Annotated in this window: 21 protein-coding genes, 1 other RNA gene and 3 pseudogenes; 14 read left to right on the top strand and 11 right to left on the bottom strand. The window is 62.4% G+C overall.

Annotation, left to right across the window (positions count from 1 at the left end):
• Positions 1 to 132: pseudogene (locus tag VGD45_RS03875) on the top strand (IS481 family transposase); the annotation flags it as partial.
• A gap of 283 nt (positions 133 to 415) precedes the next feature.
• Here the strand turns inward: VGD45_RS03875 and VGD45_RS03870 are convergent.
• The 7 genes and pseudogenes from VGD45_RS03870 to smpB form a co-directional block, all read right to left on the bottom strand.
• A complete protein-coding gene (locus VGD45_RS03870; protein WP_331153949.1) occupies positions 416 to 769 on the bottom strand; it encodes an addiction module antidote protein in 354 nt (117 codons plus the stop codon).
• A complete protein-coding gene (locus tag VGD45_RS03865; protein ID WP_331153948.1) occupies positions 729 to 1,061 on the bottom strand; it encodes a type II toxin-antitoxin system RelE/ParE family toxin in 333 nt (110 codons plus the stop codon). The genes VGD45_RS03870 and VGD45_RS03865 overlap by 41 nt, the downstream gene beginning before the upstream one ends.
• Before the next feature lie 24 nt (positions 1,062 to 1,085).
• Positions 1,086 to 1,349: pseudogene (locus tag VGD45_RS03860) on the bottom strand (tyrosine-type recombinase/integrase); the annotation flags it as partial.
• Between the two features lie 383 nt (positions 1,350 to 1,732).
• Positions 1,733 to 1,969: an Arm DNA-binding domain-containing protein gene (locus tag VGD45_RS34040; RefSeq protein ID WP_349263206.1), complete on the bottom strand. Its 237-nt coding sequence runs from the start codon at positions 1,967 to 1,969 to the stop codon at positions 1,733 to 1,735.
• Positions 1,970 to 2,063: 94 nt separating this feature from the next.
• Positions 2,064 to 2,415, bottom strand: a transfer-messenger RNA (tmRNA) gene (gene ssrA / locus VGD45_RS03855).
• A gap of 72 nt (positions 2,416 to 2,487) precedes the next feature.
• Positions 2,488 to 4,590 (bottom strand): PQQ-dependent dehydrogenase, methanol/ethanol family, encoded by a 2,103-nt coding sequence (locus VGD45_RS03850; protein ID WP_331153946.1) that lies wholly within the window; start codon positions 4,588 to 4,590, stop codon positions 2,488 to 2,490.
• Between the two features lie 201 nt (positions 4,591 to 4,791).
• On the bottom strand, positions 4,792 to 5,268 hold the full coding sequence (smpB, locus tag VGD45_RS03845) for an SsrA-binding protein SmpB (RefSeq protein WP_203167261.1): 477 nt from the start codon (positions 5,266 to 5,268) through the stop codon (positions 4,792 to 4,794).
• Between the two features lie 29 nt (positions 5,269 to 5,297).
• Between smpB and VGD45_RS03840 the strand changes: the two genes are divergently transcribed.
• Positions 5,298 to 5,735 carry a type II toxin-antitoxin system RatA family toxin gene (locus tag VGD45_RS03840; protein WP_331153945.1) on the top strand — a complete coding sequence of 146 codons (438 nt, stop codon included), beginning with the start codon at positions 5,298 to 5,300 and terminating at the stop codon, positions 5,733 to 5,735.
• On the top strand, positions 5,722 to 6,030 hold the full coding sequence (locus VGD45_RS03835) for an RnfH family protein (RefSeq protein ID WP_331153944.1): 309 nt from the start codon (positions 5,722 to 5,724) through the stop codon (positions 6,028 to 6,030). The genes VGD45_RS03840 and VGD45_RS03835 overlap by 14 nt, the downstream gene beginning before the upstream one ends.
• Positions 6,031 to 6,032: 2 nt before the next feature.
• Here VGD45_RS03835 and VGD45_RS03830 read toward each other — a convergent pair whose 3' ends face one another.
• Positions 6,033 to 6,407 carry an outer membrane protein assembly factor BamE gene (locus VGD45_RS03830; protein ID WP_331153943.1) on the bottom strand — a complete coding sequence of 125 codons (375 nt, stop codon included), beginning with the start codon at positions 6,405 to 6,407 and terminating at the stop codon, positions 6,033 to 6,035.
• Positions 6,408 to 6,518: 111 nt separating this feature from the next.
• Here VGD45_RS03830 and fur point away from each other — a divergent pair, with 111 nt between their 5' ends.
• Entirely contained in the window at positions 6,519 to 6,956 is a 438-nt protein-coding gene (gene fur / locus VGD45_RS03825; protein WP_331153942.1) for a ferric iron uptake transcriptional regulator, read from the top strand.
• Between the two features lie 46 nt (positions 6,957 to 7,002).
• Here the strand turns inward: fur and recN are convergent, their stop codons facing one another.
• Positions 7,003 to 8,763 carry a DNA repair protein RecN gene (gene recN, locus VGD45_RS03820; protein ID WP_331153941.1) on the bottom strand — a complete coding sequence of 587 codons (1,761 nt, stop codon included), beginning with the start codon at positions 8,761 to 8,763 and terminating at the stop codon, positions 7,003 to 7,005.
• Between the two features lie 19 nt (positions 8,764 to 8,782).
• Positions 8,783 to 9,697, bottom strand: coding sequence for an NAD(+) kinase (locus VGD45_RS03815; RefSeq protein ID WP_331153940.1), 915 nt, complete (start codon positions 9,695 to 9,697; stop codon positions 8,783 to 8,785).
• 225 nt (positions 9,698 to 9,922) lie between these two features.
• On the opposite strand from VGD45_RS03815, the gene hrcA reads away from it, so the two are divergent.
• The 9 genes and pseudogenes from hrcA (at position 9,923) to VGD45_RS03770 (ending at position 21,477) form a co-directional block, all read left to right on the top strand.
• Positions 9,923 to 10,987 (top strand): heat-inducible transcriptional repressor HrcA, encoded by a 1,065-nt coding sequence (hrcA, locus tag VGD45_RS03810; protein WP_331153939.1) that lies wholly within the window; start codon positions 9,923 to 9,925, stop codon positions 10,985 to 10,987.
• Positions 10,988 to 11,171: 184 nt separating this feature from the next.
• Entirely contained in the window at positions 11,172 to 11,693 is a 522-nt protein-coding gene (grpE, locus tag VGD45_RS03805; RefSeq protein WP_331153938.1) for a nucleotide exchange factor GrpE, read from the top strand.
• Positions 11,694 to 11,832: 139 nt separating this feature from the next.
• Positions 11,833 to 13,764, top strand: coding sequence for a molecular chaperone DnaK (gene dnaK, locus VGD45_RS03800; RefSeq protein WP_331153937.1), 1,932 nt, complete (start codon positions 11,833 to 11,835; stop codon positions 13,762 to 13,764).
• A gap of 130 nt (positions 13,765 to 13,894) precedes the next feature.
• Complete coding sequence (gene dnaJ / locus VGD45_RS03795) at positions 13,895 to 15,025, top strand: molecular chaperone DnaJ (protein ID WP_331153936.1); 1,131 nt, start codon at positions 13,895 to 13,897, stop codon at positions 15,023 to 15,025.
• A 17-nt stretch (positions 15,026 to 15,042) separates the two neighbouring features.
• Positions 15,043 to 15,855, top strand: a complete 813-nt coding sequence (gene dapB, locus VGD45_RS03790) for a 4-hydroxy-tetrahydrodipicolinate reductase (protein ID WP_331153935.1) — start codon at positions 15,043 to 15,045, stop codon at positions 15,853 to 15,855.
• A gap of 190 nt (positions 15,856 to 16,045) precedes the next feature.
• The gene (carA, locus tag VGD45_RS03785) at positions 16,046 to 17,248 is read left to right on the top strand and encodes a glutamine-hydrolyzing carbamoyl-phosphate synthase small subunit (RefSeq protein ID WP_349263205.1); all 1,203 of its coding nucleotides are present in this window, start codon (positions 16,046 to 16,048) and stop codon (positions 17,246 to 17,248) included.
• A gap of 12 nt (positions 17,249 to 17,260) precedes the next feature.
• Positions 17,261 to 20,527: pseudogene (gene carB / locus VGD45_RS03780) on the top strand (carbamoyl-phosphate synthase large subunit).
• A complete protein-coding gene (greA, locus tag VGD45_RS03775) occupies positions 20,524 to 21,000 on the top strand; it encodes a transcription elongation factor GreA (protein WP_331153934.1) in 477 nt (158 codons plus the stop codon). The pseudogene carB and the gene greA overlap by 4 nt, the downstream one beginning before the upstream one ends.
• Before the next feature lie 60 nt (positions 21,001 to 21,060).
• A complete protein-coding gene (locus VGD45_RS03770; RefSeq protein ID WP_331153933.1) occupies positions 21,061 to 21,477 on the top strand; it encodes a DUF4149 domain-containing protein in 417 nt (138 codons plus the stop codon).
• On the opposite strand, the gene yhbY is transcribed toward VGD45_RS03770, so the two are convergent.
• Positions 21,478 to 21,783, bottom strand: a complete 306-nt coding sequence (gene yhbY / locus VGD45_RS03765; RefSeq protein ID WP_331153932.1) for a ribosome assembly RNA-binding protein YhbY — start codon at positions 21,781 to 21,783, stop codon at positions 21,478 to 21,480.
• Between yhbY and rlmE the strand changes: the two genes are divergently transcribed.
• Positions 21,782 to 22,405: a 23S rRNA (uridine(2552)-2'-O)-methyltransferase RlmE gene (rlmE, locus tag VGD45_RS03760; RefSeq protein ID WP_331153931.1), complete on the top strand. Its 624-nt coding sequence runs from the start codon at positions 21,782 to 21,784 to the stop codon at positions 22,403 to 22,405. The genes yhbY and rlmE overlap by 2 nt on opposite strands.
• Positions 22,406 to 22,650: the final 245 nt, after the last annotated feature.

The raw sequence follows: 22,650 nt of genomic DNA, 5'->3' as shown, positions 1-22,650 counted from the left end.
GAAGATCTTGACGCGTGGATCGACTCGTACAACCATGAACGAACACATCAAGGAAAGATGTGCTGTGGACGAACGCCGATGGCGACGTTCGAAGACGGCAAGCGAATCTGTCGAGAGAAGTCGATCGCGTAACTTGATCTGGCAGACAATCACCGGAGAGCCGGGTAACTGTCAGATCGGGTCGGGACTAGTACAAGTTATACGTTCTCTGGAAATCTGGAGATCGGCATCGGCAAGCGGGACTGTCGCAGGGCCGTCAAAAGCCGTAGTCCTTGTACAGCAAACCTCACGATTCTTTTCTTACCGAGACGTGATCGGTAAATCCGTAGGGCGCGTCGGTGTGCGGTGTCGCTCATGTTGACGACCTCTAAGCTATGTCTGGAATTAGCCGGATATAGGTCTAGGCTCCTTCACGTTAGCTATGTGACGCCCGGTGCTCAGCACGCCGTGGTTTCGGGGCTGGGCGTACCGACAGTCGCAGACCAAACGCTTCAAGGATCAGTGCCAAGGTATCCAGCCGCGGATTGCCGCTCGCTGAAAGGGTTCGATAGAGCGTTTCACGCGACAGTCCTGTTTTCTCGGCAAGCGCTCCCATGCCACCCACCGCTTCCGCCACCGTGCGAAGAGCGATCGGAACCGCGCGTGCATCGCCATCTGCCAGCATTTCTTCGATATAGGCGGCAATCTCCGCATCGCTGCGAAGATGGACTGACGCGCGGAAGGGCACACTAGGTGCGATTGCGCGCTTTGTAGTCTTTCCAGTAGGCATGGGCTTGCTCGATATCTTTTGCTTGAGTGCGCTTATCGCCACCACACAGCAAGATCACAACCGTGTTGGCATGCTGTGCGAAGTACACCCGATAGCCGGGGCCGTGGTCGATGCGCAGTTCATTCACGCCGCCGCCTACTGACCGCCAATCACCGCGCAATCCAAGGACCAGTCGATCAAGGCGGGCGTTGATCCGAGCGCGCGTAATGCGGTCACGGAATCCGGATAGCCACTCCAATACCGGAACCTTACCGTCCTGGGTCTGGTATTGCCGTACTTCGATGGTGCTCATTGTAGACCGTCTGTAGCCTAAAGGCTACTTATCTTTCGAGCTGTGCCCGCGCAAGTCATCGCAGTGATTCGCCCAGGCCTGCGTCATGTTTCTCCTTTCCGGCAGATAGTCGGCATGGTTGTACGCCGCCCGAATCTTGTTCCGTTCACCATGTGCCAGCTGCCTCTCGATCGCGTCTTTATGCCAGTGCTGCTCATTTAGGATCGAGCTAGCCAGGGATCTGAACCCGTGCGCGGTCATTGTTTCTTTGTCGGAGCCGAGACGGCGCAGGGCGGCGTTCAAGGTGTTCGCCAGGGCGAACAAACAAAAGCGGGCGAGCGCAGGCGACGAGACAATAACTCGCCGACTTGCTTTGGATCTGTGATGGTCGCGTGATGGCGAGTAGGGCGAGCCGATAACGTCCTCGACAACCCCTGACACGGCGAGTGCTCGCAGACTTCCTCCGCGACCGCTACTCGAAGATCGAGCTAGTCAGTTGCAGCACACGGTAGGCGGTCTCGATGTGCCCCGTCTTTTTTATCCGCTGCAAACCTCTTTGATCTGCGCGCGCTTGATGCCACTGACGCCCAGTGAGCCGACCCGCGGAAAGATGTGCTGGTCCAATCTCCGTGCGTTACGCGCGCCGTGACTGTCGCCCAACTCTGTTTCGTGAGCCATTCGCGGGCGACGGCTTAGAACGTCTGCAGCTGCGCGACCCGCCTCTGATGATCTTCTGAGTACCGGGATCGATGTTGGTCGGCCAGCAATCGCCGCGCTTCGTCTCGCTTCTCGCGAGCGCGCTTGAGCGACACATCCGGAAACACGCCGAGGGTCAGTACCTTTTCCGCCGTCCCAGGCTTCCCATCAGCCCGACCGCCGAACCGGTATTTGAGCCGCCACGATTTGTGGCCATCGGTATAAGCCGTCAACGAACGACAGAAGTCATCCTACGCTGGAATTCTCGGGGTCTTCGAGTAATTCCGAGGACTTATCGATCTTCTTAGCTGTCCTCGGATCAGGAATTGGTGGAGGCGGCGGGAATCGAACCCGCGTCCGCAAGCACTACGCTACAGGACCTACATGCTTAGCCCATTCTTTGTATCTTGTCGTGCGCTACCCGAAGGGCAGGGAAGACGCACGACCAGCCGCAGAGCGTTTTAACGAGGCGGCCTGAGGCACACCGACTCGCGAGCTTGTGAGCGCGTCCCCCAATCTGGATGCACAAGCACATACCAGGCGGAGGTTAGGCGGGATTAAGCCGCCAGAGCGTAGTTGTCGTCGTTTGCAACTATAAGTTTGTAAGCAGTTTAAGGAGTTACCTACAACTCCGCATGCACCTGGAGTTTCGCCACCCACGTCGAAGCCGGTCGCCCCCAGTGAGGTGTCGCCACTCTTTGGCAACGGGCGCTAGTGTAAGGCCAAACTCCAGGATCTCAAGAGCTCTAGGCTATTGATTGGAGCGGAGCGTCACATAAGCGCGCAGCGCCTCGGCGTCGGCTTCGTTCAGCACGCTGGAAAAGCTGACCATGCCGCGATCCTTCAGCACACCCTCGATCACTACGGACTTCCAGGCGTCGCTCTGCCGAGCGAAGGCAGACCAGCGAAGATCGGGGATGACGCCACCGCCCACGGCGGCGGCGCCGTGACATCGTGAGCAGTGGTCGTGGAAGAGTCGGAAACCCGTGGCTGCGAGGGCGTCGTCGCCGACGCGAGGGATGGGCTGTAGTTGCACGACGGGCTCAACGGGCTCGGGCAATTTCGAAGTGCCGCCGAGCTTGAACGCGAGCACGCGACTCCGGTTCACGGCAAGACTGCCCTTGCGAGAGGCTTCACCGGCGACGTTGGGATAGACGCCGCCCCAGCCGGCGACGACCGCGATGAACTGCTCCTCGCCGACGCGATAAGTGACGGGAGCGGCGACGATGCCGGTTTGCGCAGGTGAGGACCACAGCAGTTTGCCGTCACGCGCGTCGTAGGCGTTGAACAGGCCGACGGCGTTCCCCTGGAACACCAAACCGCCCGCAGTCGACAGCACGCCGCCGTTCCAAGGGCCTGGATGCTCGACACTCCACATTTCTTTTTGCTTGATGGGATCCCACGCGCGCAAGAAGCCGCGTACAGGAACGTTCGCCGCGGCTTTGTCGGATTGGGTCATTCGAGTCCGCGTCGGATCCACGCCAGTGTTGAAGCTGATAGGCGAGGGCGTGAATCCCGGACGATCGATGTACGCGTACATCAAATCGTTGACCGGGATGTACACGAGTCCCGTCTGCGGGCTGAACGACATCGGATGCCAGTTGTGCGAGCCAAGCGCGCCGGGCATGGCGAAGAAAGGTTTGTCCGGATTGGGATAGCGCGCGTCCGGATTCTCGATGGGCCGGCCCGTAGCGGGATCGACAGCTGACGCCCAATTGATCGTTGCGTAAGGCTGCGCCGAAATCAGCTTGCCGTTCGCGCGATCGAGCACATAGAAGAAGCCATTCTTAGGCGCTTGCATCAGCACCTTGCGCGTCTCGCCGCCGATGCTCACATCGGCAAGGACGATGTGTTGTGTGGCCGTGTAGTCCCAGGTTTCGCCGGGCGTGGTTTGATGATGCCAGACGTAATCGCCGCTATCGGGCCGCAGCGCCACGATGGACGATAGAAACAAATTGTCGCCGCCGCCGGGACTGCGGATCTTTTGATTCCAGGGCGAGCCGTTGCCGGTGCCGATGTACAGCAGATCCAGTTCGGGATCGTAAGCCATCGAGTCCCACACTGTGCCGCCGCCACCGAGCTTCCACCATTCGCCCTTCCAGGTCTTGGCAGCCTCGGCGAGCGCGGGATGTTCGAAGCCCAACGCCGGATCGCCAGGAACGGTATAGAAGCGCCAGAGCTGTTTGCCGTCGCGAGCGTCGTAGGCAGTGATATACCCGCGCACGCCGAACTCCGCGCCGCCGTTGCCGATGATGACTTTGCCTTTCACGACGCGAGGGGCGCCCGTGATCGTGTACGCCTTGGTTTGATCCACCGTGACCACAGACCAAACTTCCTTGCCCGTGGTCGCGTCGATGGCGATCAATCGTCCGTCAATCGTGCCGACAAACAAGCGGCCGTCCCAAGCAGCGACGCCGCGATTGACGACATCACAACATGCCTTGGCGCCACTCTCTCCGGGAACGCGCGGATCGAATTGCCACAGCAATTTTCCTGTGCGCGCATCGATTGCCTGCACCTTGCTCCAGGCACTGGTCGAGTACATGACGCCGTCGATGACGAGCGGCGTCGCTTCCTGACCGCGATTGGTATCGAGATCCAGCGACCACGCGAGGCCAAGTTGCCCAACGTTGCTCGTGGTAATGCTCGTCAGCGGCGAGAAGCGCTGTTCGGAATAGGTGCGGCCGTGAGTCATCCAGTTGCCGGGATCTCGGTCGGCATCGACGATGCGCACGGCATCGACCTGAGCAGCGGAGATGGAGTCGGCCTCCGCAACCGGCGGAATGGCCGGCCGGCTGCATGCGGCGCACGTAACAGCGAGTACCCATCCGATGGCAATGGATCGTGTGATCACCAGCGTCCCCCGATTCGAATTGTCCCGAGCGATTTATATCGACCGCCGAATGCTCGCCATCATCGGAACGGACGATTCGGATCGGTGCGATGTGCGGGGGACCTTAGCGCCGGCCGCAGTTCAGCGACAACGCTCGCGAGGGTAGTTGTGAAGCTTTTGTGGGTAGTCGCCAGCCAATGCCTCAGGCGGCGTGGCGTCGATTCAGCGCTTGGAATGTTTCATTAAACGTGATTTCTCGCGCTGCCAGTCGCGATCCTTGGACGTCGCGCGCTTGTCGTGTTCCTTCTTGCCCTTGGCGAGGCCGATGCGCAGTTTGGCGCGTCCCGCCTTCCAATACATTTCGAGCGGCACGAGGGTGTAGCCCTTGCGTTCGACGGCGCCGACCAATCGGCTCAGCTCCGCGCGGTTCAGCAACAGCTTGCGCGTGCGGATCGGGTCGGGGATCACGTGCGTGGACGCAGTGGGCAGGGCAGAGATGTGCGCGCCGAAGATGAAGGCTTCCGCGTTCTTCAGGAAGACGTACGCCTCCTTCAGCTGCACGCGGCCCGCGCGCAGGCTCTTGACCTCCCAGCCCTGCAACGCCATGCCCGCCTCGTAAGTCTCCTCGATGAAGTACTCGTGGCGCGCCTGGCGGTTCTCGGCGATGGTCGGATTATCGTTGGCTTTCTGCTTGCTCATAGAGGGCGCGGATTGTACCGTGCCGGCGCATGCGTGAAGTACACAGAAGTGCCCTGGTCCCATATTCCGCCGAACAGATGTTCGCGCTGGTCGAGGACATTGAGCAGTATCCGCAGTTCGTGCCGTGGATTTCCGCGGCCACGAAGCTGGAAAGCACGCCGGAACAAGTCACCGGCCGGCTGGAAATGCATAAGGCCGGCGTCAAGGAGACGTTCACCACGCGCAATTTTCTGAAACGTCCCACCGAGATGTTAATGACGCTGGTGGACGGGCCTTTCAAGACCTTCGAGGGCCGCTGGACGTTCACGCCGCTGGGCGATCGCGGGGTGAAGGTCGGGCTCACCATCCGTTTCGAATTCGCCAACGCCATGCTCGGCATGCTGTTGTCGCGTACTTTCGAGAAGAACTGCGGCGAGATGATCGACGCGTTCGTCGAGCGCGCCCGCGCCATTTATGGAAAAAAGTGAGCTGCTACGCATCCGCGTGGTGTACGCGCTTCCCGAGCAGCAGGCGAGTGTGGATCTGCAAGTGCCGCCGGGCACCTCGTTGACCGAGGCCGTGGCCCGTTCCGGGCTGCTGAAAAAATTTCCGGAAGCCGCGGCGCGTCCTCTGGAGTGCGCCATTTTCGGCCGCGCCGTGCCGCTGACCTATGAGCTGCGGGACGGCGATCGCATCGAGATCCTGCGGCCGCTGCTCATCGATCCGAAGCAGAGCCGCCGCGCAGCGGCAGAGCGCAGCCGCGCCGAATCACGAAGGAAATAGGGTCACTTCACCGCGGCGGTCTTGACCTTCGGCTGGGTCGTGTCCGTCGACTTGTCGATGCGCTCCACCTTGTCCGTCGCGTCGAAATACACGATGAAGTGGCGCTTGCGCGGCTCGGTCCAGCGTCCGCGCTTGAGGTAGTAAACATAGTCCCAGCGCGTGTTGACGAACGGGTCGGCCACCATGGGCGTACCGAGAAGCGATCTCACCTGGACGCGGGTCATGCCCACGGCCACGCGGTCGATGTCCTCGGCGTCGAGGAAGTTGCCCTGTTGAATATCGATGCGGTGGACGCATCCCGTCAGGCCGGCGAGGCCCAGCAGGACAGCGATCAGCGAGGCAAAAATCCGCACGCGGAATGGGTTGATCTGTGTCATTTCGGAGTGGAGCCAGCGGCGTAGCTGCGAGATAATGCGTCGGGATGATACTCAAAAGCGATCGATCTCGCAGCGGGACGCTCGCCGACGTTCGATCTGAGGACCAAGCACGTGGAAACCCAAGATTTGCGCAAGGCCGGGCTCAAAGTCACGCTGCCTCGTATCAAGATTCTCGAGATTCTCGGCACGGCCACGCCGCGACACATGAGCGCGGAAGACATTTACAAGCATTTGCTCGAATCTCACGAGGATATCGGTCTCGCCACGGTGTATCGCGTGTTGACGCAGTTCGAGGCGGCGGGGCTGGTCACGCGTCATCACTTCGAGGGCACCACGGCGGTGTTCGAGCTCAACGAGGGCCAGCACCATGACCACATCGTCTGCTTAGGCTGCGGCCGGGTGGAAGAGTTCATGGATGCCGGCATCGAAGAGCGTCAGCGCCAGGTGGCGGCCCGCCTGAAGTACGAGCTGAAGGATCATTCCATGATCCTGTACGGCTATTGCAGCCGGCCGGATTGCCCGGCCCGCAACGCGAAGGGCCGCAACTGAGGCAGCCCTTCAGACCGGCCCTTTTGTAACCGATCCAGGGGCGCGCTCAGCGCCGGGCCGGTTTCTTGCGCGCCGGGGCAGCCGCCTTGGCTGGAGCTTTGGTTGCGCCGGCCGCGGCTTTGGCCGAACCCTTGGTCGGCGCCCGCAGCATCTCGGCAGCGTGTTCCCGAGCTTTATCCGTCACATCGATGCCGCCCAGCATGCGGGCGATTTCTTCCACGCGCTCATCGGCGGTCAGGGGGTGCAGGGCCGTCCGCGTGGTCTTGCCGTCGGTGAGCTTGGTGACGCGCACATGCGCGTGCGCCTGGCTTGCGACCTGGGGCAAATGGGTGACGCACAGCGCCTGAGCACGCTCGCCCAGGGTTCGCAGCTGGCGACCGACGATTTCGGCCACACCGCCACCGACGCCGGCGTCGACTTCGTCGAACACGAGACAGGCGAGCGAGCCCGCCAGGGCATCCGTCTGAACGGCGGCAACCTGAATGGCCAGGCTGATGCGCGACAACTCGCCGCCCGAGGCGACTTTGGCGAGCGGGCGAGGAGGCTGCCCCGGGTTGGCGCTGACCAGGAATTCGATGTCGTCGGCGCCATTCACGCCCGCCGATTCGGCCTGGCGCACGTCGATCTGAAATTTGCCGCCGGGCATGCCGAGCGTCTGCATGAGCGCGGTGATGCTCTCACCCAAGCTCTTCGCGGCCGATTTGCGAGCCGCGGTGAGTTTGTCGCAAGCAGTGCGGAATTTCTTCTGAGCCTCTTCCAGCCGCTTTTCGATCTGCGCCATCGACGCTTCGAGCGAATCGAGGCGCTGGAACTCTTCCTGAAGATCGGACTGCAGAGCGAGCAGACCGGCAATCTCGATGCGATGTTTGCGCGCGATGGATTCCATCGCCGCGAGTCGCTGCTCGACCCATTCCTGGCGCGCGGGATCGGCATCCAGATCGGATTCGTAACGCTCCACCGATTCGACGCCTTCGCGGAGCGCGATGAGGCTCTCTTCGATGAGTTGCGCCATCGGCGCAAACTTCGGATCCAGTTCGCCCACGTGCCGCGCCGTGGTCAGCGCTCGTGAGATCGCCTGTTCAGCACTCACATCTTCGGCTTCGCGCAGCAGTTGAATGATTTCGCGAGCGCCCGACGCGAGTCGGCCACGCTGTGACAGGCGCTGCCGTTCGATGCTGAGCTCTTCGCCTTCACCTTCCTTGAGATCGAGCGCCTGCAATTCGCTCAAGTGATAACGCAGCAGCTCCAGGCGGGCTTCGCGATCCTGCGCGGACGCCGCTGCGCGATCGCGTTCATCTTTCACTTGAGACAATGTGCGCCACGTTTCAGCGACCGCGCTGAGCAACTCACGATGCTCGCCGCTCTGATCGAGCAGCTCACGTTGCGCCGAGCGCCGCACGAGCGATTGATATTCCATCTGGCCGTGCACGTCGACGAGCGTCTCGCCGAGTGCTCGCAACGATTGCACGGGCATAGCCTGTCCATTCACGTACGCGCGTGAACGTCCATCGGACGAGATCACACGACGCAACACGCATTCGCCTTCGTGCTCGATGGACTGCTCGGTCAGCCACGCGTGCGCGGCGGCGTTCTTCTCGATGACGAACGTTGCCGACACTTCAGCGCGTTCCGCGCCATGACGAACCACTTCAGCGCCCGCGCGCCCGCCAGCGGCGAGCAGCAGCGCATCGACGAGGATGGACTTGCCCGCGCCGGTCTCGCCGGTGAGCACGGTCAAACCCGGGCCGAGTTCCAGTTCGACCGCGTCGATGATGGCAAAGTCGCGGATCTGAATATGAGTGAGCATCTTCGCTGTTGGAGAAACGTTATTCCGAGGTTTGGTAGGGCGAGGTGCGGTCCCCGCGGCCCCAGCGCAGCTTCGAGCGCAGCGTGCGATAGTAATCGTGATCGGCCGGATGCAGGAGGGTGACGTTGGCGGGAGCGGGCTGGACGATCAGCCGGTCGCCCTGAGACAGCGCGCCGAGCGACACGCCGTCGCAGGTCACTTGCCCGTTGCTGTCCGGACGATCGAGCAGACGCACTTCGATCACCGAAGTGCTGCGAACCACGATGGGTCGATCCGACAGCGTGTGCGGACAGATCGGCGCGAGCACGACGGCATCCAATCCCGGATACAGGATCGGTCCGCCGCACGAAAGCGCGTAAGCAGTCGAGCCAGTCGCCGTGGCGATCACCAAGCCGTCACCGCCGTGCGTGTTGACGTAACGGCCGTCGATGTACGTCTCGAAATCTAGGATGCGACCGGTCTGCCACTTCTGGAGCACCACGTCGTTCAGGCCGCTGCAATGACGGTCGGGAACGCCGGGCGAGCTCAAGGTCGCTTGCAGCATCGCGCGTCGGTCGCACACATAGCGGCCGGCGAGAATCTCATCGACACGCGTCGTCAGCTCCGTGGGACCGATGTCCGCGAGAAAGCCGAGTCGCCCGCGATTGATGCCCAGCACCGGAATGCCGCGAGGTGCGGCGAGACGCGCGGCGTGCAACATGGAACCGTCGCCACCCACGGCAACGAGCAGGTCCGCGGCCCCGCATAGTTCCGATTCAGCAAGCCGCCGCACCGTGACTTCTCGATAGTCGACGCTGGTCGCCGCATCGACGAGCACACGCCGTCCGCGGCTCTGCAGATGAACGGCCAGGACCTGCAATGACTCCACGACACGGGCGTCACGCGTGTTGCCGATGATGGCGATGGTTTGGAATGGTTCGGGGGCTGCGGGCATGGATGCGGTTTGTAGCACGGACCCATGTCGGCCAGCCATGCGAATGCGGTTGTGGGGCAGGGAGGCCGCCCCAAGATAGGGTTTCAGGCAGGCGTCAGGGGCGGCCGGGACGGTCTGCTTGACAGCGTCCAGCGCCATGCTTAGCTTCCCTTCGACAGCGGGTCAGCGCACTGCGGACGGGCGTAAATAACCTTCTGTCACATAGGTTTGTCGCCGCACCGAACGATGCACACGCAGACTCACGACGAAACTCTGAATGAACGATCCCAGCAGCTCCTGAGGCTGCTGGTGGAGCACTATATTCGCGACGGGCAGCCGGTCGGCTCGCGCACCCTGTCGCGGGATCTGGGGCTGAACCTGAGCGCGGCCACCATCCGCAACGTGATGGCGGATCTCGAAGAGCTGGGCTTCGTCACTTCTCCGCATACCTCGGCAGGCCGCGTCCCCACCGACAAGGGTTATCGCTTCTTCGTCGACACGCTGCTCAAGTACGAGCCGCTCGACGATGAAAAGATCGCCGCCATCCAGACGCGCTTCGGCGAACACACTGCCGACCATAAAGCGCTGGTGGCCGCCGCCTCGCAGATGTTATCGAGCGTGACCCGGCTCGCCGGCGTCGTGACCCTGCCGCGCCAGAGTCATTCCTCGCTCAGCCAGATCGAATTCGTGCCGCTGTCGGATAACCGCGTGCTCGCCGTCATGGTCGTGAACGGCCGTGAAGTGCAGAACCGCATCGTGCAATTGGATCGTCACTACACCGCCGACGAGCTGCGCCGCGCCTCGAACTATCTGAATCAGGAATTCGGCGGCAAGGAACTGAGCGCGGTGCGCGAGCACCTGCTCAGCAAGATGAAGGAAACGCGCGAATCGCTGAACCAGGTGATGCTGGATGCGATTCATCTCGCGCAACACGTGGTCATGCCGCAGGCCCAGGGCGGCGTTCGCATGGAATATGTGATCGCGGGCGAAACCAATCTGATGAGCTTCGCTGAGCTGTCGAACGTAGAGAAACTGCGCCGCCTGTTCGAGGCGTTCACGCAGCAGCGCGACATCCTGCATCTGCTCGACCAGAGCCTGAAGGCCGAGGGCGTGCAGATCTTCATCGGCCAGGAATCCGGCTACACCATCCTGGACGACTGCAGCGTGGTGACCGCCCCATACACCCTGGATCAGGAAGTCGTGGGCGTGCTGGGGGTCATCGGTCCGACCCGCATGGCCTACGAGCGCATCATTCCCATCGTCGATATCACCGCGAAGCTGCTCGGCTCCGCCTTGAATTCCCGCTCCTGAGTCGCCATTCCCTCCGCGCCTGAACCGCCGCCGGATGTCGCCGGTCGCGGTCGGGCATGAGGTCGGCCGCCCGATCAGGCAGAATGCCGCCCCTTTAAAGAAAACCCGGGTCCCGCCCCTGGCGCCCCTCCGGCGTTGGTGTGAGCCGGGATGACCCCATTTTGAGACAGGAGAACGACAGGTCATGAGCATGCCCAACGAGGATCGCCCCGCGAACGGGGCGGGGGTGGAGGGAGCCGCCGAAGCTGGCGTCGATTTGCAGGCGGCCCTGGCCGCCGCCGAGGCCCGCGCCCTGGAAAGCCGTGACATGTACATGCGCGCGCTGGCCGAGATGGAGAATATTCGCAAGCGTGCGTCGCGAGATGTCGAGCAGGCTCATAAATACGCCGTCGACCGGTTCGCCAACGATCTGGTCGCCGTCAAGGACAGCCTGGAGCTGGGCCTGCTGGCCGCCGGCGATCCGCAGACCCTGCGCGCCGGCACCGAGGCCACCCTGAAGCTGCTTTCCAAGGCTTTCGAGAAGAACGGCCTGACCGAGATCGACCCGCTGGGTCAGCAGTTCAACCCGGAGCAGCACGAGGCCATGGCCATGCAGCCGTCGGCCGAACACGTCCCCGACAGCGTCACCCAGGTCGTGCAGAAGGGCTACGCGCTGAATGGCCGTTTGCTGCGCCCCGCGCGCGTCATCGTGGCCAAAGCTCCGTAAGCCGCGGCCCTTGTAAATGACCGCCGGATCCGCAGATAGCGCAACAAGACAGCCAGTTGGCGGGACTTGAAGACCCCACTGGGCAGATTTACAGCATTACGACACTAACTAACCGAAATTTTGCAGGAGACATTCGGCCATGAGCAAAGTCATCGGCATCGACCTTGGCACGACCAACTCGTGCGTCGCGATCATGGAAGGCGGCAAGCCGCGCGTGATCGAGAACAGCGAAGGCGATCGCACCACACCGTCCATCGTGGCGTTCACGAAGGACAATGAAGTGCTCGTGGGCCAGTCCGCGAAGCGCCAGGCCGTGACCAATCCGCAGAACACGCTGTTCGCGATCAAGCGCCTCATCGGCCGTCGTTTCGAAGACCAGGTCGTGCAGAAAGACGTCGACATGGTCCCGTACAAGATCGCCAAGGCCGACAACGGCGACGCGTGGGTGGAAGTGCAGGGCAAGAAAATGGCCCCGCAGGAAATCTCGGCCCGCGTGCTGATGAAGATGAAAAAGACCGCCGAAGATTTCCTCGGCACCACGGTCACCGAAGCCGTCATCACCGTGCCGGCGTACTTCAACGATTCGCAGCGTCAGGCCACCAAGGATGCCGGTCGCATCGCCGGCCTGAACGTCAAGCGCATCATCAACGAGCCGACCGCCGCGGCGCTGGCCTATGGCCTCGACAAGCAGGGCGGCGATCGCAAGATCGCGGTGTATGACCTGGGTGGCGGCACGTTCGACGTGTCCATCATCGAAGTGGCCGATGTCGACGGCGAGCGTCAGTTCGAAGTGCTCGCGACCAACGGCGACACGTTCCTCGGCGGTGAGGACTTCGACAAGCGCGTCATCGACTATCTCGGCGAAGAATTCAAGAAGGAAAGCGGCGTCGACGTGCGTCGCGATCCGCTTGCCATGCAGCGTCTGAAGGAAGCTGCGGAAAAGGCGAAGATCGAACTGTCGTCCAGCCAGCAGACCGAAATCAATCTGCCGTACATCACGGCCGACGCTTCCGGTCCGAAGCACCTCAACATCAAGCTGACTCGCGCCAAGCTCGAGTCGCTGGTCGAGGACCTGGTGACCAAGACCATCGAGCCGTGCCGGATCGCGCTGAAGGACGCGGGCCTGTCCATCAAGGACGTGTCCGAAGTGATCCTGGTCGGCGGTCAGACCCGCATGCCGCTGGTGCAGAAGGCGGTGAAAGATTTCTTCGGCCAGGAGCCGCGCAAGGACGTGAACCCCGACGAAGCCGTGGCCGTGGGCGCCGCGATTCAGGGCGGCGTGCTGTCCGGCGAAGTGAAGGACGTGCTGCTGCTCGACGTGACTCCGCTGTCGCTCGGCATCGAGACGCTCGGCGGCGTGATGACCAAGCTGATCGAGAAGAACACCACGATCCCCACCAAGGCGAATCAGACCTTCTCGACCGCGGACGACAACCAGGGCGCCGTGACCATTCACGTGCTGCAGGGTGAGCGTCAACGCGCGCACGACAACAAGTCGCTCGGCCAGTTCAACCTGGAAGGCATTCCGCCGGCGCCGCGTGGCATGCCGCAGATCGAAGTCACGTTCGACATCGACGCCAACGGCATCCTGAACGTGTCGGCGAAGGACAAGGCCACCGGCAAGGAACAGAAGATCGTCATCAAGGCGTCGTCCGGTCTGAACGAGGACGAGATCAAGCGCATGGTGAAGGACGCCGAGGCGCACGCCGAGGAAGATCGCAAGTTCCGCGAGCTGGTCGAGTCCCGTAACAAGGCCGACGCGCTGGTGCACGGTACCGAAAAGGCGCTGAAGGATCTGGGTGAGAAGGTTCCGCCCGCCGATCGCGCCAACATCGAAAATGCCGTGTCCGATCTGAAGAAAGCGTTGAGCGGCGACGACAAGGACATCATCGAGAAGAAGGCGGCTGAAGTGAGCCGTCTGGCTGCGGCCCTGGCGCAACAGTCGGCCGAGGCTGGCGCGGCCGGCCCTGGCGCGGGCCCGCAGGGCTCGGCTGGCGGCGGTGGCGCGACCGGCGGCAACGACGACGTGCTCGATGCCGAGTTCGAAGAAGTGAAAGACAAGAAGAAGTAAGCAAACGTCCGGGCCCAGGAGACCGTTATGTCTCCTGGGCCCGACTTGTTTTTAGGTGGCGTGATGCCCGCGCAGGCAGGCATCATGCGCGCAGTCTGATCCTCGGGTTGGGGTGGGGTTCTTTCCGCTAATGTCCAAGCGTGACTACTACAAGGTGCTCGACGTAGCCCGCACGGCCACGGAGGCCGAAATCAAGAAGGCTTATCGCCGTCTGGCGATGAAGTATCACCCCGACCGCAATCCCAACGACGCGGAAGCCGAAGAGAAATTCAAAGAGGCCAAGGAAGCCTATGAAGTGCTGACCGACGCGCAGAAGCGCGCCATTTACGATCAGCACGGCCACGACGGCCTGGCGGCGCGCGGCGGCGGTGGCGGTTTCAGCGCTTCCGACGCGTTCAGCGACATCTTCGGCGACGTCTTCGGAGATATTTTCGGCGGCGGTCGTCGCGGCGGACGCCAGCAGGTGTTTCGCGGCGCCGATCTTCGTTACGACCTCGAGCTCGATCTCGAGCAGGCCGTGTTCGGCCATTCAGCGGATATCGAATTCACCACGCTCGCCGAGTGCGAGCCGTGCTCGGGCTCGGGCGCTGCGCCCGGCTCCAAGCCTGTCACTTGCGATACTTGTAATGGCGCTGGCCAGGTTCGCATGCAGCAGGGTTTCTTCGCGGTTCAGCAAACCTGTCCGCGTTGCAAAGGCCGCGGCCAGATTGTCAGCCAGCCATGCGATTCCTGCCTCGGGCAGGGCCGGATCCGGCAAAAGAAAAACCTCAATGTCAAAGTCCCGCAGGGCGTCGACAACGGCGATCGCATTCGTCTGACCGGCGAAGGCGAGGCGGGGCGCAACGGCGGGCCGCCGGGCGATCTCTATGTCGAGATTCGCGTGCGCGAGCATCCGATCTTCGAACGCGACGGCAGTCATCTTTCGTGCGAAGTGCCGGTGAGCTTCACGACCGCCACGCTCGGCGGAACGGTCGAAGTGCCGACGCTGGGCGGCAACGTCGAATTGAAAGTGCCGGGCGAAACGCAGTCCGGTCGCGTGTTCCGTCTGCGAGAGAAAGGCGTCAAGCCGGTGCGCGGCGGACCGACGGGCGACTTGTTCTGTCGTGTCGTGGTCGAGACGCCGGTGAATCTCACCGAAGAGCAGAAAGATCTGCTGCGCGCCTTCGACGCTTCCATGCAAGGCAGCCGGCGCAATCACAGCCCGCGCGAGAGCACCTGGCTCGACGGCGTAAAACGTTTCTTCGACACCATTCGTAGTTAAGACTGGCCGCACTGACGATGGCGCAACACTCTCTGCAGATCGCCGTGCTCGGCGTCAGCGGCCGCATGGGTCGTGCATTGCTGGCGGCGATTGACGAGGCGCCGGGAACGGCGCTTGGCGGTGCGACTGCGTCGGCGAACAGTCAGTGGCTCGGCAAGGATGCGAGCGAGGCGGGCGGCGGGGCGAAGCGCAACGTGCGCGTCGAATCGGATCCGGCGCTGGCCTTGCGCAATGCGCAGGTGGCCATCGATTTCACGCTGCCCGAGGCGACCAGTGCGAATCTCGCGGCGTGTGTCGCCGCCAAGTGTCCTGTGGTCATCGGCACCACCGGCCATCCTGAATCGGTGCGCGCCGAGATCGCGGCCGCCGCCAGGCAGATCCCCATCGTGATGGCGCCCAACATGAGCCTCGGCGTGAACCTGCTGCTGAAGCTCGTCGAACTGGCCGCGGCCAAGCTGGATGCCGATTACGACATCGAGGTGTTCGAGGCGCATCACCGAAACAAGAAAGATGCGCCTTCAGGAACGGCGCTCGCGCTCGGTGCAGCGGCCGCTCAAGGCCGTGATGTCAAATTGGCGGACGTGGCGGAGCACTCCCGTCACGGCAACACGGGCGTTCGCAAGCGCGGCTCCATCGGCTTTTCGGTATTCCGGGGCGGCGACGTGGTAGGCGATCACACGGTCACGTTTGCCGGTATGGGTGAGCGCATCGAGCTGACACACCGGGCCAGCGATCGCCTCGCGTTCGCGCGTGGCGCTGTCAAGGCCGCGCAGTGGCTGGCGGGCCGCACGCCGGGCTTGTATTCCATGCAGGACGTGCTCGGTCTTTAAGTTTTCGGGCCTGGCCCCAGTCTGGGTCTCGCTGAAGTGACAGACCCGCGCTTTTCACTTTCATCACCTGAGCGACTCGCGTACACTGCCATCTTCAGCACGCGGTGAAAACACTTGTGGCGGGATCGGGCCTTAGACGCCCATCTCGTCTTCCGCATGCGTGTCTGAAACAGCTGACATCGGGAGCTACATGAACCACACCGGTAACGTGGCCGCTGTACTGGCTCTAGAGGACGGGACCGTATTTCACGGCCGATCCATCGGAGCCAAAGGCAACACGACGGGCGAGGTGGTGTTCAACACCGCCATGACGGGCTATCAGGAAATCCTCACTGACCCGTCCTATTGCAGACAGATTGTTACTCTCACTTACCCGCACATCGGCAACACCGGCACCAATCCGGAAGACCTCGAAGCGGCGTCGGTGTATGCGGCAGGTCTGATCATTCGCGATTTGCCGGCGATGCATTCCAACTGGCGCGCCTCGGAGTCGCTGGAGAGCTTTCTCCAGCGCGGCAAGATCGTCGCCATCGCCGACATCGACACTCGCAAACTGACGCGCATCCTGCGAGAGAAGGGCGCGCTCGCCGGTTGCATCATGACGGGCGAGAAAGCGGATCCAGTGGCGGCAGTGCACGCTGCTCGCAAATTCCCCGGCTTGAAAGGCATGGACCTCGCGAAGGTCGTGTCCACCAAGCGCGTGTATCAATGGAACGAAGGCACCAACTGGGGCGAGCACACCGGTCCGAAATCACGTCCGGGTCAGCGCGTGCACGTGGTCGCTTACGACTACGGCATCAAACGCAACATCCTGCGTTGTCTCGCCGACCATGGCTGCCGCGTCACCGTCGTGCCCGCGCAGACGCCGGCGGAAAAAGTTCTGGCCATGAATCCGGAAGGCATCTTCCTGTCCAACGGCCCCGGCGATCCGGAGCCGTGCACGTACGCGATCGAGGCGATCAAAAAATTCCTCGAGACCGACATTCCGGTGTTCGGCATCTGCCTCGGCCATCAGCTGCTGGGTCTGGCGAGCGACGCCAAGACGGTGAAGATGAAGTTCGGTCATCACGGCGCCAATCATCCGGTGCTCGACATCCCGTCCGGCCGCGTGCTGATTTCCAGCCAGAACCACGGCTTCGCGGTCGACGAGAGCACGCTCGGTCCCAATGTGAAGGTGACCCACAAGTCGCTGTTCGACGGCTCGCTGCAAGGCATCGAGCGCACCGACCGGCCGGCCTTCAGCTTCCAGGGGCATCCGGAGGCGAGCCCCGGCCCGCAGGATGTCGGGCAGCTGTTTGCCAAGTTCACCGCCATGATTCACGAGCGCCTCGCTCAGCAGCCGAGCTCGCAAGCTGCCACGAAGGACAACGGCCGTCGCGCCGCCGAAGGTTGACGAACACCTCACATGCCCAAGCGTACTGACCTCAAAAGCATCCTGATCATCGGCGCCGGCCCCATCGTCATCGGCCAGGCCTGCGAGTTCGATTATTCCGGCGCGCAGGCCTGTAAGGCGCTGAAGGAAGAGGGCTATCGCGTCATCCTGGTCAACTCCAATCCGGCCACCATCATGACGGACCCGGAGTCGGCCGACGCCATTTACATCGAGCCCATCAACTGGCGCACGGTGGAACGCATCATCGCGAAGGAACGTCCCAGCGCGTTGCTGCCCACCATGGGCGGCCAGACGGCGCTCAACTGCGCGCTCGATCTGGTGCGCGAAGGCGTGCTGGAAAAATACGGCGTCGAACTGATCGCGGCTTCTCGCGAAGCCATCGACATGGCCGAGGACCGCGAGCGTTTCCGTAATGCGATGCGCGAGATCGGCTTGGAATCTCCACGCTCGAAGATCGCGCACAGCATGGAAGAAGCGCTGGCCGTGCAGGCCGAGATCGGCTATCCCACGGTCATTCGTCCTTCGTTCACGATGGGCGGCTCCGGCGGCGGCATCGCGTACAACCGCGAAGAGTTCATCGCCATCGTCGAGCGCGGTCTCGACGCTTCGCCGACCTCCGAAGTGCTGCTCGAAGAGTCGGTCATCGGCTGGAAAGAGTACGAGATGGAAGTGGTCCGCGATCGCAAGGACAACTGCATCATCATCTGCTCCATCGAGAACCTCGATCCCATGGGCGTGCACACCGGCGACTCGATCACGGTCGCGCCGGCGCAGACGCTGACGGACAAGGAATATCAGATGATGCGCAACGCCTCGATCGCGGTGTTGCGCAAGATCGGCGTGGAGTGCGGCGGCTCGAACGTGCAGTTCGCGCTCAATCCCGCCGACGGTCGCCTGCTGATCATCGAAATGAATCCGCGCGTGTCGCGCTCGTCCGCCCTCGCGTCGAAGGCGACGGGCTTTCCGATCGCCAAAGTCGCCGCGAAGCTCGCGGTCGGCTACACGCTCGATGAGCTGCGCAACGACATCACCGGCGGTGCGACGCCGGCGTCGTTCGAGCCGACCATCGACTACGTGGTCACGAAGATCCCGCGGTTCACGTTCGAGAAATTCCCGGGCGCCAACGATCGTCTCACGACGCAGATGAAGTCGGTGGGCGAGGCGATGGCCATCGGCCGCACCTTCCAGGAGTCGCTGCAGAAAGCGCTGCGAAGCATGGAGGTCGGCACCGACGGTCTCGATCCGCTGCTCACGCTGCCGCTGAGCGAAGAACAGATGCACAAGCTGCGCGAAGAGCTGCGCATGCCTGGCCCGAATCGTCTGCGCTTCGTCGGTGACGCGTTCCGCGCTGGCTTGTCGTTCAACGAAGTGTAGTCGCTGTCGCGCATCGATCCGTGGTTCCTCTCGCAAATCCACGACATCGTGCTCGAAGAGCAGAAGGTGCAGGAGCAGGGCCTCGAAGCGTTCACTTCCGACCGCGTGCGTCAGCTCAAGCGCAAAGGTTTCTCCGATCGTCGTCTCGCAACGCTGCTCGGTATCGACGAAGCGAGCGTGCGCCGTCGTCGGCAGACCATGGGCATCCGCCCGATCTTCAAGCGCGTCGACACTTGCGCCGCCGAGTTCTCGACTTCCACCGCTTACATGTACTCGTCGTACGACGAGGAGTGCGAAGCGAATCCAACCGACCGCAAGAAGATCATGATTCTCGGCGGCGGCCCGAACCGCATTGGCCAGGGCATCGAGTTCGACTACTGCTGCGTGCACGCGGCGCTGGCGCTGCGTGAGGCGGGATTCGAGACCATCATGGTCAACTGCAATCCCGAAACCGTTTCCACCGACTACGACACTTCGGATCGGCTGTATTTCGAGCCGCTCACGCTCGAAGACGTGCTGGAAATCATCGATAAGGAAAAGCCGGTCGGCGTGATCGTGCAGTACGGCGGCCAGACGCCGCTCAAGCTGTGCCGCGCTCTGGAAGCTGCGGGCGCGCCGATCATCGGCACGACGCCGGATGCCATCGATGTCGCCGAGGACCGCGAGCGCTTCCAGCAGCTCGTGCAGCAGCTGAATCTCAAGCAGCCGCCGAATTGCACAGCCCGCACCGAAGAGCAGGCCATCAGCATGTCCAAGACCGTGGGCTTCCCGCTGGTGGTGCGGCCTTCGTACGTGCTCGGCGGTCGCGCGATGGAAGTGGTCTTCAACGAAGACGACCTGCGCACCTACATGACGGACGCCGTGAAAGTGTCGAACGACAGCCCAGTGCTGCTCGACCGCTTTCTCGATCAGGCCATCGAAGTCGACGTCGACGCGATCTGCGACGGCGAGGATGTGTACATCGGCGGCATCATGGAGCACGTGGAGCAGGCGGGTGTGCACTCCGGCGATTCGGGTTGCTCGCTGCCGCCGAACAGTTTGTCCGCCGAGACCCAGGCCGACCTGAAAGAGCAGACGCGCAAGCTCGCCAAGGGCTTGAACGTCGTCGGCCTGATGAACATCCAGTTCGCGATCCAGAGCGGCATCGTTTATATCCTCGAAGTGAATCCGCGCGCATCGCGCACCGTGCCGTTTGTTTCTAAAGCGACCGGCGTGCCGTTGGCGAAGATGGCCGCGCGCGTCATGGCGGGCGCGAAGTTGAAAGAGCTCGGCTTGACCGAGGAGCGAGTGCCCAAGTTCTTCGCGGTGAAGGAGTCGGTGTTCCCGTTCGCCAAGTTCCCCGAAGCCGATCCGATCCTCGGTCCGGAAATGAAATCCACCGGCGAAGTGATGGGCACCGGCCGCTCGTTCGGCGAGGCTTACGCCAAGGCGCAGCTCGCCTCCGGCGTCATCCTGCCGACCCGTGGCGTTTGCCTGATCAGTGTGCGCGACCGCGACAAACCGTCGGCAGTGCAACTGGCGCGCCGACTGGTCGCGCAGGGGTTTGAAATCGTTGCAACGTCTGGCACCGCGGAAGCGATCACTAACGCGGGAATTCCATGTCGCACAGCGAACAAAGTGCGTGAGGGTCGCCCTCACATCGTGGACATGATAAAAAACGACGAGATTTCGCTGATCGTCAATACCACCGAAGGCAAGCAGGCCATTTTCGAGTCGCGCTCCATCCGGCGCGAAGCGGTCCACAAGCGCGTCACCTACTACACAACAGTGGCGGCGGGACTGGCGACCTGCGATGCCATCGCCCACATGAATGAGGTCGACGTGAACCGATTGCAGGACCTGCATCAGGAGATCTCGCGTGAAAGCGGGACGAACGCCGGCCAGCGATTGGAGATCGCATCGTGAAACGTCTGCCGTTGACTTTGAAAGGCGCCGAGAAATTGCGCGCCGAGCTGAAGCGTTTGAAGAGTGAAGATCGTCCGCGCGTGATCCAGGCGATCGCCGAAGCGCGCGCGCATGGCGACTTGAGCGAGAACGCGGAATATCACGCGGCGCGTGAGCAGCAGAGCTTCATCGAAGGCCGCATCAAGGACATCGAGTCGCACCTGTCGAACTCGGAAATCATCGACGTGGCCTCGCTACCCGCAACCGAGAAAGTGGTGTTCGGCGCGACCATCGATCTGGAAGACGAGGACACCGGCAACAAGGTGCTCTATCAGATCGTCGGCGACGCCGAGGCCGATATCAAACACGGGCTGATTTCCGTGTCGTCGCCCATCGCGCGTGCGCTGGTCGGCAAGTCCAAGGGCGACGTCGTGGACGTGGTGGCGCCCAACGGCACCAAGAGCTACGAAATCGTCGGCGTCCGCTACCAGTAACGCCGCCGCATCAGGTTGCTCGTGGCCCTCTCGCCGGCCCGCAGATTGCTCGAATTCAGCGTGACGTTTCTGGTCACGCTATGGGCCGGTTCGCTCTGGACGATTTGCGGCATCGTCGCGCCGCAGTTGTTCGCGACACTGCCCGAGCGCCGGCTCGCGGGCCAGATGGCGGCTCGTTTATTTCACATCGAAACCTGGCTGGGCGTCGTCATTGCTATCGCGCTACTCGGGCTGCTAGCGGCACGCCGAGCCTTCGCCGACAGCAAAACCGTGCTTTGGTTGATCCTGTTGACCGCGGGCGCGCCGCTGGCAAGCGAGCTGATTCTCGGCCCGATGATGGACGCAGCCCGAAGCGCGAACGACATGGCGCGCTTCGGCATGCTTCACGGCGTGTCCGCCGCGTTGTTTCTCATCGCCTGCGTGAGCGCGCTGGCGCTGGTCTGGAAGACCAGCAAGAGCACGGGCGGACCTGCTTGATCAATCCGCCGGCAGGATGATCTTCGGCTTGTCCTTGTGCGGGCGATAGAACACACCCACGTTGCCAATGCGCTGTACCAAAGAGCTGCCGCTTTGTTTGGCCAGTTCGGCCAGAATGGCGTCGCGCTCTTCGCGATCGCCGACGCGGGCTTTTACTTTGACGAGCTCGTGTGCGCCGAGCGCGATATCGAATTCCTTCGCGACCCCGGGCGACAGCCCGGATGAGCCGATGAGAATGACGGGATCCTTACCGTGGGCGAGGCCGCGCAGGTACTTCTTTTGCTTTTCGCTAAGTTCGTGAGGCATGGCTAAGCGTACTAAATCGAGCCGGCAATGGCTCGCCGAACATGAGAGCGACCCGTACGTGAAGCAGGCCCGGCAGGCCGGCTATCGCTCGCGCGCCGTGTTCAAGCTCGACGAAATCCAGCGCACCGACCGCCTGATCCGCCCCGGCATGACCATCGTCGACCTGGGCGCGGCGCCCGGCGGCTGGAGCCAGCTGGCGGCCAAGCTTCTGCAGGGCAGGGGGCGGATCGTGGCGCTGGACATCCTGCCTATGGACGCCATCGTGGGCGTCGATTTCCTGCAGGGCGACTTCTCGGATAATGGGGTTCTGGAACAATTGGAACAAATGCTCGGGGGCGACCGGCCGCAGCTTGTAATGTCCGATATGGCCCCAAATACCACGGGCATCGCCGACTTGGACCATGACCGTTCGATGCATCTGGTTGAACTGTCGCTGGATTTTGCCCGCAAGCACCTGGCTCCCGGAGGCGATTTCCTGGTCAAGGTGTTCCAGGGGCGGCACTTCCAGCCGTTCGTGAAGGAGCTCAGAAGCAGCTTCGCGACGGTCAAGGTGCGAAAACCGCCCGCCTCCCGCCAGCGAAGTCCGGAACTTTACCTGCTGGGCCGTGACTTTAAGGCTTAGGCTGGTCGCTCTTAGATTTCAGGTTGCTCAGGATCGGGGAGTCGGTTATGGCGCGTCCCCGTCCGGTGGTGTAGTGTCAAACGGCGCCTACTTACTTATGCCAGGGCGCACGAGGATGGGACTTTGAACGACCTAGCCAAGAACATCGTACTCTGGATCGTCATCGCCGTGGTGGTGGCCACGGTGGTCAGCAATTTCAGCGCGCGATCCGGCGGAGTACAGGAGATGCCGTACTCCACCTTCCT

Source organism: Steroidobacter sp. (assembly GCF_036402275.1).
Classification (GTDB): domain Bacteria; phylum Pseudomonadota; class Gammaproteobacteria; order Steroidobacterales; family Steroidobacteraceae; genus Steroidobacter.
Note: the sequence above shows the minus strand (reverse complement) of the source record. Positions and strands in the feature narration are given on the sequence as shown.

Excerpts from the sequence above, each read along its gene's own strand:
- hrcA (WP_331153939.1), top strand. The coding sequence starts at position 9,923 with ATGCACACGCAGACTCACGACGAAACTCTGAATGAACGATCCCAGCAG.
- VGD45_RS03815 (WP_331153940.1), bottom strand. The coding sequence starts at position 9,697 with ATGCCCGCAGCCCCCGAACCATTCCAAACCATCGCCATCATCGGCAAC.
- dnaJ (WP_331153936.1), top strand. The coding sequence starts at position 13,895 with ATGTCCAAGCGTGACTACTACAAGGTGCTCGACGTAGCCCGCACGGCC.
- VGD45_RS03840 (WP_331153945.1), top strand. The coding sequence starts at position 5,298 with ATGCGTGAAGTACACAGAAGTGCCCTGGTCCCATATTCCGCCGAACAG.
- VGD45_RS03865 (WP_331153948.1), bottom strand. The coding sequence starts at position 1,061 with ATGAGCACCATCGAAGTACGGCAATACCAGACCCAGGACGGTAAGGTT.
- yhbY (WP_331153932.1), bottom strand. The coding sequence starts at position 21,783 with ATGCCTCACGAACTTAGCGAAAAGCAAAAGAAGTACCTGCGCGGCCTC.
- carA (WP_349263205.1), top strand. The coding sequence starts at position 16,046 with ATGAACCACACCGGTAACGTGGCCGCTGTACTGGCTCTAGAGGACGGG.
- recN (WP_331153941.1), bottom strand. The coding sequence starts at position 8,763 with ATGCTCACTCATATTCAGATCCGCGACTTTGCCATCATCGACGCGGTC.
- VGD45_RS03870 (WP_331153949.1), bottom strand. The coding sequence starts at position 769 with ATGCCTACTGGAAAGACTACAAAGCGCGCAATCGCACCTAGTGTGCCC.
- VGD45_RS03835 (WP_331153944.1), top strand. The coding sequence starts at position 5,722 with ATGGAAAAAAGTGAGCTGCTACGCATCCGCGTGGTGTACGCGCTTCCC.
- dapB (WP_331153935.1), top strand. The coding sequence starts at position 15,043 with ATGGCGCAACACTCTCTGCAGATCGCCGTGCTCGGCGTCAGCGGCCGC.
- grpE (WP_331153938.1), top strand. The coding sequence starts at position 11,172 with ATGAGCATGCCCAACGAGGATCGCCCCGCGAACGGGGCGGGGGTGGAG.
- rlmE (WP_331153931.1), top strand. The coding sequence starts at position 21,782 with ATGGCTAAGCGTACTAAATCGAGCCGGCAATGGCTCGCCGAACATGAG.
- smpB (WP_203167261.1), bottom strand. The coding sequence starts at position 5,268 with ATGAGCAAGCAGAAAGCCAACGATAATCCGACCATCGCCGAGAACCGC.
- dnaK (WP_331153937.1), top strand. The coding sequence starts at position 11,833 with ATGAGCAAAGTCATCGGCATCGACCTTGGCACGACCAACTCGTGCGTC.
- VGD45_RS03830 (WP_331153943.1), bottom strand. The coding sequence starts at position 6,407 with ATGACACAGATCAACCCATTCCGCGTGCGGATTTTTGCCTCGCTGATC.